Raw genomic sequence first — 10,221 nt, forward strand, 5'->3', positions numbered from 1 at the left:
GCCGGGGTTCGCACGGGCGCCTCGTCACAGCGCGATCCAGTAGCGGCGCGTCCGCGCCCCCGGCGCGTGCTCGCGCACGTCCTCCAGCTCGCCGCCGTTGCGCTCGATGACCGCGGCCGACGCCAGGTTGGTGTCGTCGCAGGTCACGAGGATGCTGTCGAGGTCGAGCCGCCGGGCCCGGGGGAGGACCTCACCGAGCGCCCAGGTGGCCAGCCCGCGCCCGCGGGCCGACGGCCGTATGCCGTAGCCCACGTGGCCGCCGACCTCGAGCAGGTGCGGGTTGAGCGTGTGACGGAGCTGGATCGCGCCGAGGTAGCTGTCATCGTCCGCGACCCACAAGGTGGTGGCCGGCACGTAGCCGTGGGGACGCTCGGACGTCGGGTCGGCCTGCAGCAGCAGCTGCTCCACCCAGTCTGCGAAGCCCGCTGCGCTGCGGAGCGCAGGGACGTCAGCCGGGAGCGAGGCCCCGTCCTGGTGGACGCCCGGTCCCCACTCGTCGAGCGATGCCAGCCAGGAGCGGTGCAGACGGGTGGTCGGGGCGATCAGCTGCGGCATACGGCCCACCCTCCCAAAAGATCGTGAGGGTTTCCCCCAACTTCTTCGAGGAAACCCTCACGATCTCGGGTCAGGGGGTTCGGGTGGGGCGGGTCAGGTCAGGCCAGGGCCGTCGACAGCGCGGACCAGTCGACCTGGCGCGGCGCCGCGGCGCGGACCGAGGCCAGCAGCCCCAGCCGGGCGGCCCGCACCTCGGGGTCCTCGGCCATGACCAGGATGTCGTCGAAGAACCGCGCCACCGGGTCGACCAGCGCCTTGCCCTGCGCCGCGAAGGTCTCGAGGTCGGCGCTCGACCCCTCGGGCAGGCCCTCGAGGGCCTCGCGCAGCTCGACCTCGGCCGGCTCGGTGAGCCGGGAGGCGTCGTATGCCGTCGCGGTGCCGTCTGGCACGATCCGCCCGATGCGCTGCAGAGACGCCACGATCGACCGGAATCCCTCGTCGCCGCGCAGCGCCTCGGCCTGGGCGAGCGCCGTGGTGGCCTCGCCGGGGGTGGCGGCACCGGGCAGGACGGCGTCGATGAGGTGCACCGAGGTGCCCTCGTCGCGCAGCAGCTGGGCATAGCGCCCGACCGTGAACTCCAGCGCGGCGTCGACGGACTCGTCGGACACCTCGACTCCCTGGGACCGCAGCCGGACCGCGGCGGCCTCGAGCCCGGAGCGGATGGACAGGTCGGCGAGCGCCTGGCCGACGGGGCCCTGGTCGCGCAGGATCCGCACGACGCCGAGGGCGGCGCGGCGCAGGCCGAAGGGGTCGGAGGACCCGGTGGGCTTGGCGCCGATGGCGAACATCGCCATGAGCAGGTCGAAGCGGTCGCCGAGAGCCAGCAGGGCGCCGGGCACGGACGCGGGCAGGGCGTCGGCGCTGGTCTTGGGCTGCTCGGTCTCGTAGAGCGCGTCCGCCACGGCTTGGGGCTCGCCGGTGCGGACGGCATACTCGCGGGCGACGAAGCCGGCCAGGGAGGTCATCTCGGTGACCATCTGGGTGGCGAGGTCGTACTTGGCGAGGGCGCCTGCGCGCGTGAGGGTCTCGCGGTCGGCGGCGCCGAGGGAGACCTGGTCGGCGAGGGCGGTGGCGACGTCGGCGATGCGGCGGGCGCGCTGCCCGACCGAGCCGAGGCGGTCCTCGAAGGTCAGCTGGTCAAGGCCGGGCACGAAGGACTCGACGGAGTCGGTCTGCAGGTCGGCGTTCCAGAAGAACAGCGCGTCCTCGTAGCGGGCGCGGATGACCGACTCGTTGCCGGCCTTGACGGTGGCGTCGTCGCAGCGGCCGTTGGCCATGGTGACGAAGTGCGGCAGCAACGCCCCGGACGCGTCCAGCACCGGCAGGTAGCGCTGGTGCTTGCGCATGACGGTGGTGAGGATCTGCGCGGGCAGGTCGAGATAGCGCTCGTCGAAGTCGCCGAGCACGCCGTGCGGCTCCTCGACGAGGTTGGTGATCTGGTCGACCAGGGCCGCCTCGGCCTCCACGTCGACCCGGCCGCCGGCCCGCGCGGCGAGGGCCTCGGCCTGCTCCACGACGGCGGCCCGCCTGGCAGCGGTGTCCAGCGCGATGCCTCCGCGGCCGATGGCAGGGAGCAGCTCGTCGGCCGAGGGCACCTCGACGTGGCCCAGCAGCACGCCGTCGCCCCGCTCCTGCCGCTCGACGCCACCGGTGGTGCGCTGCAGGTAGGTCTCGCGTCCCGCGACCAGGCGCGACACCTGCACGGGCACGACGGTCTCGCCCCACAGCGCCACCAGCCAGCGGATCGCGCGGGAGAAGGACAGGGAGGGGTCGGACCAGCGCATGTTCTTCTCGGCGCGCAGCCCCGTCACGACCTCGGCGAGCAGCGGGGTCAGGACGTCCATGACGGTGCGGCCGGGCTGCTCGACCACGACGCACGCGTGCTCGGCGCCCTGCACCTCCAGGCGCTGGACCTGGTCGACCGAGACCTTCTGGCCCCGGGCGAATCCCTCGAGCGCCTTGGTGGGGTTGCCCGCGGCGTCATACGCGGCCTGCCACTTGGGGCCCTTGCGGACCTGCTCGGTGTCCGGCTCCCGGGCGGCCACGGACTCGATGACGGCGACGATGCGCCGGGGGGTGCCGTCGACCCGTATGGCGCCGTGCTCCAGCCGGGTCGCCGCGAGGCGCTCGGTGAGGGCGGCGCGGACCTGCTCGATGGTCGCGGGCACGACGTGCGGCGGCAGCTCCTCGACACCGATCTCGAACGCCAGGGTCTGCGGCTCGGCCGGCAGCGTGGACTCGTCCACGGTGGGCAGCGCGTCCGCCGCGGCCTCGAGGGGCCGCATCAGCGGGTGGCCCAGCTCGGCGCGACGCTCGATCCACAGGGCCGCGGTGTCGCGCATGAGCCGACGCATCGTGGCGAAGGCGCGCGCCCGCTCGGTCGTGGAGATGGCGCCGCGGGCGTCGAGCACGTTGAACGCGTGCGAGGACTTGAGGATGTAGGAGTGCGCGGGGACCGGGAGGCGGGCCTCGACCATGCGCGTGGCCTCGGCGACATAGCTGTCGTAGAGCGCGCGGTTGGTCTCGACGGACGCGTCGTCGAGGTAGTAGCGGCTCATCTCGTACTCGGACTGGCCGAAGGCCTCGCCGTAGGTGATGACCTCGCCGGAGGGCTTGCGGGCGTAGGCGATCTCCTTGAAGTGCGTCACGCCCTGCACGGCCATGAGGATGCGCTCGACGCCGTAGGTCAGCTCGACGGGGATGGGGTCGAGGTTCTGCCCGCCCACCTGCTGGAAGTAGGTGAACTGGGTGATCTCCATGCCGTCCAGCCACACCTCCCAGCCGAGGCCCCACGCGCCGATGGCGGGCTGCGCCCAGTTGTCCTCGACGAAGCGCACGTCGTGGGCGGCGAGGTCGATCCCGAGCGCCTCGAGGGACCCGAGGTAGAGCTCCTGCGGGTCGCCGGGCTCGGGCTTGAGGATGACCTGGAACTGCGTGTGCGTCTGGAGGCGGTTGGGGTTCTCGCCATACCGGCTGTCGTCGGGCCGCACGGAGGGCTCGACGTAGGCGACGTCCCAGGGCTCCGGTCCGAGGACCCGCAGGACGGTCGCGGGGTTCATCGTCCCCGCTCCCACCTCGGTGTTGAAGGGCTGCACGGAGAGGCAGCCCCGCTGGGTCCAGTAGTCGGACAGGATGCGGAGGGCGTCTTGCATGGTCAGCACCCGCACAGCCTACGTGGTTCGGCGGCGTCGGCCCGTCACCGAGACCCGTCCGGCGAGGGTCTGTCAGTGGTGGGCCGTAGTCTTGTCGCTGCGATGGAATCCCTCTTCGACGACCTGCCCATGTCCCCTCCCACCCCCGCGATGCGCCCGGCCGCGGCCTCCGGCGACGTCGACGAGTCCGGCCTGCCCGCCTGGGCGCTGTCCGACGACGTGCCGCCTCCGACGGACGCCGACGCTCCTCCGGTCGACGACGGGTCGTATGCCGCCGCGCCCGGCCTCCACGGGGGCACCGGACGGGGCGCGTTCGCCGCCTCGCGCGATCCCGAGCAGATCGTGGCGGGCCTCAACCCGCAGCAGCGCGAGGCCGTCGTCCACGAGGGCGGGCCGCTGCTCATCGTGGCCGGCGCCGGCTCGGGCAAGACCCGCGTCCTCACGCAGCGCATCGCCTACCTCCTGGCGGCGCGCGGGACCCAGCCGGGCGAGATCATGGCGATCACCTTCACCAACAAGGCGGCCGCCGAGATGCGCGAGCGCGTCGAGGCCATCGTCGGGCCGCGGGCCAAGGCGATGTGGGTGTCGACCTTCCACTCGGCGTGCGTCAAGATCCTGCGCCGCGAGGCCAAGGCGGTGGGGCTGAGCTCGAGCTTCTCGATCTACGACGCCGCCGACTCCCAGCGCCTGATGGCGATGGTGCTGCGGGACATGGACCTCGACCCCAAGCGCTACCCGCCGCGGTCGTTCAGCCACCAGGTGTCCAACCTCAAGAACGAGCTGGTCGACGAGGAGACCTACCGAGACCGCCTGGGGGAGAGCGCGACCCACCAGGAGCGCCTGCTCGGCGAGGCCTACGTCGACTACCAGCGCCGGCTGCGCCAGGCCAACGCGATGGACTTCGACGACCTGATCATGACGACGGTCAACATCCTGCAGGCCTTCCCGCAGATCGCGCAGCACTACCACCGCCGGTTCCGGCACATCATGGTGGACGAGTACCAAGACACCAACCACGCGCAGTACGAGCTGGTCCGGCAGCTCGCGGGCGGGCCGACGGTCGAGGGCGAGCTGCCGATGGCCGAGCTCGTCGTCGTGGGCGACGCGGACCAGTCGATCTACGCCTTCCGCGGCGCCACGATCCGCAACATCGTCGAGTTCGAGCAGGACTACCCGCAGGCGCGCACGATCCTGCTGGAGCAGAACTACCGCTCGACCCAGACGATCCTGCAGGCCGCCAACGCCGTCATCGCCAAGAACCCCGACCGGCGCAAGAAGTCGCTCTGGTCCGACCAGGGTGACGGCGCGCCGATCGTGGGCTACGTCGCGGACAGCGAGCACGAGGAGGCGTCCTTCGTCGCGCAGTCCATCGACCGGCTCGGCGACGAGCACGGGGTCAAGCCGCGCGACGTCGCGGTCTTCTACCGCACCAACGCGCAGTCCCGTGCCCTCGAGGAGGTGTTCGTGCGGGTCGGCCTGCCCTACAAGGTGGTCGGCGGCACCCGCTTCTACGAGCGCCGCGAGGTCAAGGACGCGCTCGCCTACCTGCGGGTGATCGCCAACCCCGAGGACACCGTCAACCTGCGCCGGATCCTCAACGTCCCCAAGCGCGGCATCGGCGACCGCGCCGAGGCGTGCGTGGCGGCGCTGGCCGAGCGGGACCGCACGAGCTTCGTGGCGGCGCTGGGCCACCCCGAGGACGCGCCGGCGATCGCCACCCGGTCGGTGACGGCGATCAAGGGCTTCACCAAGCTGCTCGAGGGGCTGCGCGAGGTGCGTGACGCCGGAGGCGGCGTCGGCGAGCTGCTCGAGGCGGTCGTGGACCGCTCCGGCTACCTCGCCGAGCTGCAGGCCAGCCACGACCCGCAGGACGAGACCCGCATCGAGAACCTCAACGAGCTCGTCGCCGTGGCACGGGAGTTCGACGAGACCTATCCCGAGGGTGGGCTCGACGACTTCCTCGAGCAGGTGTCGCTGGTCGCCGACTCCGACGAGATCCCGGACGAGGACGACGGCTCCGGCGTGGTCACCCTCATGACCCTGCACACCGCCAAGGGCCTGGAGTTCCCGGTCGTCTTCCTCACCGGCATGGAGGACGGCACCTTCCCGCACAGCCGCGCCCTGGGCGACAGCAAGGAGCTCGAGGAGGAGCGGCGCCTGGCCTACGTCGGCATCACGCGGGCCCGCGAGCGGCTGCACCTGTCCCGCGCCGCCGTCCGATCCGCCTGGGGGCAGCCGCAGTTCAACCCCGCCTCGCGGTTCCTCGACGAGATCCCCGACGAGCTGCTGGACTGGCAGCGCACCGAGTCTGCCCTGATGGGGCGGTCCTCGGCGCCGACGGTCGCTCGCCTCGGCGGCATGCGGCAGGCGCGCGGCCCGGCCAGGCCGGTGCCGTCCCTGTCCGCGGGCGACCGGGTCAACCACGACTCGTTCGGCCTCGGCTCGGTCGTGCGCGTGGAGGGCGTCGGCCCCAAGTCCATGGCGACCGTCGACTTCGGCGGCGACACCGGCGTCAAGCGCTTCCTGCTCGGGATCGCCCCGCTCGAGAAGCTCTAGCGAACGGTCTGCCACCCGATCCCGGGCACGACACGACCCGCTCGACCTCGTCGCGGCAGGTCGCGGATGGACCGGGCGGCGGACCGACCGGTCTCCCGCGGCAGGATGCTGGTCAGCGCCCACTCGCCGTCGGCTGCCCGACGGCGGGCATCTGAGTATGGCGACCCGCCGTCACTGGCAGGCCGCGTCACGGTCCCGGTTCTTGCTCGGATCCCGTCCCCTCGCGCCGGCTTCGCGATGGCGGGAGGCCGCCGCGGCGCAACCAGCTGCTGCACAACGGGCCGACGTGGCGGATGGGGCTGTTGCGGCACAACGGAATTCGCGGACATGACGATCCGATGTGCAGCAGTTGTGCACGCCACGTGCCGTCGCGGCGGTCAGGGTCGCGCTGGGAGCGCGGTGGGTGCGCGCCGGGGGCGGCGTGGTGTGCCGGGTTCGCGCTGGGAGCGCGGGGTCAGACGCCGACCTTGCGCTTGCGGAGCTCGATCTCGGGGTCGGCGGCGTCCTTGAGGTTCGGGTCGCCGTGCGGGTGGATCTCGAGGTGCAGGTGCGGTCCGGTGGAGCGGCCGCTGTTGCCGGACAGCCCGATCGTCTGGCCGGCACCGACCTTGGCGCCCAGCGCGACGTCGGCGCGGCTGAGGTGGGCGTATCGAGCCAGGCTCCCGTCGGTGAACGTCACGTCGATGTAGGTGCCGTAGACACCGTGCCCCGTCTTGACGTCGGTGATCACGCCGGTGGACAGGGAGCGCAGGGGGGTGCCGATCGGAGCCGCGAAGTCCAGGCCGTGGTGGACGCCACCCCAGCGGGGGCCGAAGCGCGAGGTCAGGCGGTAGGGACCGCCCATGGGGCCGACCCACGCAGGGGGAGCGGGCTTGGCCGGGGTGGCGGCCGCGGGCGCGGCCGGGGGAGCGGCGATCGCCGCGGGGACGGTCACCGTCGACGGCGTCGTGGCGGCGCGGTAGAGCGCGCGGGGGACGGCGACGGTGCGGACCGAGCGGTCGGCGCGGTCCAGCCGGCTGGAGCGACGAGCGAGGAGCGAGGAGGTGTCCTCGGCCGGTGCGGGGGCCACGGCGGCGGGAGCCAGGGCGACCGGGGCCGCGGCGGGCACGCTCGCCGCGACGCGAGAGGCGGCCTGTGCCGACCCGGTCCGGGCGTCGTCGCCACCCACGGTGGTGACGGTGACAGCCACGGCGACGGCCGTCAGGGTCGTGACGGCTCCTGCCGTGGCGAGGCGGGGGCGAGGACGGGTGCTGCCGCTCGCGCGGTGCCGACCGGAGCTGCCGTGGACGTGCGCAACCTCGGACAGAGGGGGGAGGGGCATGCGGGGTTACCTGACATCGGCGGGCGAGGGGGCAAGTCAGGCTAACCCGTGATGTTTTCGTTACGCAATGCGAGCGTACGGGTGAAGCGGTGCGTCTGACCTGCGCAGATCCACGTCCAGGCTCCGCCACGTGGCACGCATCACCCCGCCGGTGCCGAGCGGGTCCCCCTGGGCTAGGCTGGCGGCATGAGCGAGTCCAGGTTGCGAATCCTTGTGGCCAAGCCGGGTCTTGACGGCCACGACCGTGGTGCAAAGGTGGTGGCTCGCGCGCTGCGTGACGCCGGCATGGAGGTCGTCTACACCGGCCTGCACCAGACCCCCGAGCAGATCGTCGAGGCGGCGATCCAGGAGGATGCCGACGGTGTCGGTCTGTCCGTCCTGTCCGGCGCCCACATGACCTTGTTCAAGAAGGTCATCGACCTCCTGCAGGCCAAGGAGGCATCCGACATCGTGGTCTTCGGCGGCGGCATCATCCCCGAGGACGACATCAAGCCGCTCAAGGACATGGGCGTGGCCTATGTCTTCACCCCTGGGGCCACCACCACCGAGATCGTCGAGTGGGTCACCTCCAACGTCGACGCCCACTGAGCTCAGCAGATCGCACCGCACCCCTCTGGACCATCAGGGGCATCCTCGCCGGACCGGCGAGGGTGCCCCTTCCTCATGCCGCCGTCACGGCCCCCGTGCGGGTGTGCCGTTGCCTGGATGCGACCTGGTAATGACCTGACCACATGTAACGCCATGTCACACATTCCCGGGTAATCGGCTTGAAGTGGGTCAAAGCGCCACCCGTTCGGCCCAACTTGGCTCACCGGTATTTACACCCGAACGAGGGTGTGTGAGATTCCGTGCACCGGTCGGCGGGCCCATCAGGACAGCTCACGTCCCCCACCTCCGGTCCCCCTCGGCAGCGCTCTGCTCGGCGCTGCCGCGTACCCGCAGGAGCCATCTCATGAAGCGAATCACCATCGGAGCTGCGTTCGCGATCGCGTGCGCCACGGCCGCCACGCCCCTGGTCGTCACGGGCGCCCAGGCCGCCGACCAGAGCGGCAGCGGCAACGACAAGGCCACGGTCTTCGTCGCCGCCGACGCCCGCGCAGGCCTCGTCAAGACCGCCCAGGCGGACTCCGCCGCGCTCGTCAGGGCCGTCGGCCTGTCCGCCGACGACGCGTTCGTCGTCAAGGACGTCATCAAGGACGCCGACGGCAGCTCGCACGTCCGCGTCGACCGCACCTACAAGAAGGTGCCCGTCGTCGGCGGCGACCTGGTCATCCACCGCGACGCGTCCGGCAAGGTCACGGGTCACGACGGCACCTTCGACGGCGCCATCACGATCGACCTGTCACCCAAGGTGTCCAAGGCCCAGGGTGAGGCCAGGGCGCTCGCCGCGGCCAAGGAGCACAACGGCGACAAGGGCCTGGCGGGTGCCGCCGTCAAGCAGACCGGCCTGGTCCTCTACGTCGACGGCGCCGGCACGCAGCACCTCGCCTACGAGGTGCGCACCACGGGCGTGGAGAAGGACAAGACGCCGTCGCGCATCGCGAGCCTGGTCGACGCCGACACCGGGGCCAGCCTGCGGTCGTACGACGAGATCCACCAGGGCAGCGGCACCGGCATCTACGTCGGCGGCGTCCCGCTGTCGACGACCTACTCCGGCGGCACCTACTCGCTGCGCAACCCCTCGACGGGCAACTACACGACGGACTCGGGCAACACCACGACGACCGGCACCACGATGACGGACGCCGACGACCGCTGGGGCACCGGCTCCAACAGCAACCGCCAGAGCGCCGCCGTCGACGCGCAGTTCGGCGCCGACAAGACCTTCGAGTACTTCAAGACGACCATGGGCCGCAACGGCATCTGGAACGACGGTCGTGGTGCCCGCTCGCGGGTCCACTACGACAGCAACTACACCAACGCCTTCTGGGACGGCAGCCAGATGACCTACGGCGACGGGGCCGGCAACGCCAACCCGCTCACCGAGATCGACGTCGCCGCCCACGAGATGACGCACGGCGTCACGCAGAACACCGCCGGTCTCGTCTACTACGGCGACGCCGGTGGCCTCAACGAGGCGTCCTCCGACATCCTCGGCGCCGGCGTGGAGTGGTACGCCAACCTGGCGGCCGACAGCCCCGACTACCTCATGGGCGAGCAGATCGACCTCAACGGCAACGGCACCCCGCTGCGCTACATGGACAAGCCGTCCAAGGACGGTCAGAGCTACGACTGCTGGAACTCCTCGATGAACAGCTGGCCGGCCAAGGGCACGGGTGACCCCCACCTGACGTCCGGCCCGCTCAACCACTGGTACTACCTCGCCTCCGAGGGCTCGGGTGCCAAGAGCATCAACGGCGTCTCCTACAACAGCGCCACCTGCAACTCCTCGACCGTGACGGGCGCGGGCCATGACAAGATCGAGAAGATCTGGTACCGCACGCTGTCCACCAAGCTTACCTCCGCGTCGCGCTACACGGCGGCCCGCGAGGGAGCCATCCAGTCGGCGATCGAGCTGTATGGCGCCTCGAGCCAGGCCTGCGCCTCGGTGGAGAAGGCGTTCAGCGCGATCAACGTGCCCGCCGGCACGGCCAGGTGCTCCAGCACGACGCCCACGCCTACCCCGACGCCCACCCA

6 protein-coding genes are annotated in these 10,221 nt (G+C 71.7%); 3 read left to right on the forward strand and 3 right to left on the reverse strand.

The genetic code is table 11. The annotated features are described in order from the left end of the window. Window positions 1-24 precede the first annotated feature (24 nt). Both B4E97_RS07420 and B4E97_RS07425 read right to left on the reverse strand, forming a co-directional pair. Entirely contained in the window at window positions 25-555 is a 531-nt protein-coding gene (locus tag B4E97_RS07420) for a GNAT family N-acetyltransferase (protein ID WP_286959249.1), read from the reverse strand. 98 nt (window positions 556-653) lie between these two features. Then, window positions 654-3,707 carry a glycine--tRNA ligase gene (locus B4E97_RS07425; RefSeq protein WP_286959261.1) on the reverse strand — a complete coding sequence of 1,018 codons (3,054 nt, stop codon included), beginning with the start codon at window positions 3,705-3,707 and terminating at the stop codon, window positions 654-656. A 102-nt stretch (window positions 3,708-3,809) separates the two neighbouring features. Here B4E97_RS07425 and pcrA point away from each other — a divergent pair, with 102 nt between their 5' ends. Continuing rightward, window positions 3,810-6,263 (forward strand): DNA helicase PcrA, encoded by a 2,454-nt coding sequence (pcrA, locus tag B4E97_RS07430; RefSeq protein WP_029212493.1) that lies wholly within the window; start codon window positions 3,810-3,812, stop codon window positions 6,261-6,263. A gap of 454 nt (window positions 6,264-6,717) precedes the next feature. Here pcrA and B4E97_RS07435 read toward each other — a convergent pair whose 3' ends face one another. Beyond that, window positions 6,718-7,584, reverse strand: coding sequence for a M23 family metallopeptidase (locus B4E97_RS07435; protein ID WP_286959251.1), 867 nt, complete (start codon window positions 7,582-7,584; stop codon window positions 6,718-6,720). A gap of 186 nt (window positions 7,585-7,770) precedes the next feature. Between B4E97_RS07435 and B4E97_RS07440 the strand changes: the two genes are divergently transcribed. Next, window positions 7,771-8,172 carry a cobalamin B12-binding domain-containing protein gene (locus B4E97_RS07440; RefSeq protein WP_286959253.1) on the forward strand — a complete coding sequence of 134 codons (402 nt, stop codon included), beginning with the start codon at window positions 7,771-7,773 and terminating at the stop codon, window positions 8,170-8,172. 364 nt (window positions 8,173-8,536) lie between these two features. Then, window positions 8,537-10,221 (forward strand): M4 family metallopeptidase (locus B4E97_RS07445; RefSeq protein ID WP_286959255.1); only part of this gene is annotated, 1,685 nt, incomplete at its 3' end.

The organism is Arsenicicoccus sp. UBA7492, from assembly GCF_002479615.1.
GTDB classification, from domain to species: domain Bacteria; phylum Actinomycetota; class Actinomycetes; order Actinomycetales; family Dermatophilaceae; genus Arsenicicoccus; species Arsenicicoccus bolidensis.